This window comes from Pantoea sp. ANP04 (genome assembly GCF_041982285.1).
Classification (GTDB): domain Bacteria; phylum Pseudomonadota; class Gammaproteobacteria; order Enterobacterales; family Enterobacteriaceae; genus Pantoea; species Pantoea eucalypti.
In genome coordinates this window covers 1-572 of the sequence record NZ_JAUTYS010000113.1, presented here as the reverse complement: position 1 = coordinate 572, position 572 = coordinate 1, and the positions used below count along the sequence as shown (strand labels likewise).

The window sequence follows — 572 nt, the reverse complement described above, 5'->3', positions numbered from 1 at the left end:
GTCACCCAGCCGTTGCTGCTGGCCAAGGAGGAAGGCCTGCAGTTCATGCTGCAGCACTTCCAGGGCCACGTGGTCCATCACCAGGTGATGGAACAGCAACAGCGCCACCAGCCGCTGGTTGACCGGGTCCCGGGCGTAGACCAGGCGCAACAGCGGCGCCCGGGCAATGTCCAGGCGATAGCGCGTACTGTCGAAGCGCGCCTGCAACTGGCCGAGGATGTCGCCCTGGCCCGGGTCAAGGACGATTTCCTCGCCCTCCAGGGGCGCCTGGCGCCAGACCACTTGCAGCGGCTCGTCCAGCCCTTCCCAGAGCACGGCGCTGCGCAGGATGTCGTTGCGTTCGATCACCCCCTGCAAGGCTCGGACGAAGGTCTGCAAGCGCTGGGCCGTGTCGAAGGCAAACTGCGCCTGCAACACATAGGGATCGCCCCGGCCGGCGGCCAGATGGTGAAACAGGATGCCGGCCTGCAACGGCGCCAGGGGGTAGATGTCCTGGACGTTGGCGGTGCCGCCCGGCACCGTGGCCACCACCCGGTCAATGGCCGCCTGATCCAGCGTCAGCAACGGCAGCA

The 572-nt window shown here is 67.5% G+C and carries 1 protein-coding gene; it reads right to left on the bottom strand.

Annotated elements, in window-relative coordinates; translation table 11 throughout:
• The coding region (locus tag Q7C21_RS22605) for a condensation domain-containing protein (RefSeq protein ID WP_375151176.1) at positions 1-572 on the bottom strand (572 nt) is incomplete at both ends.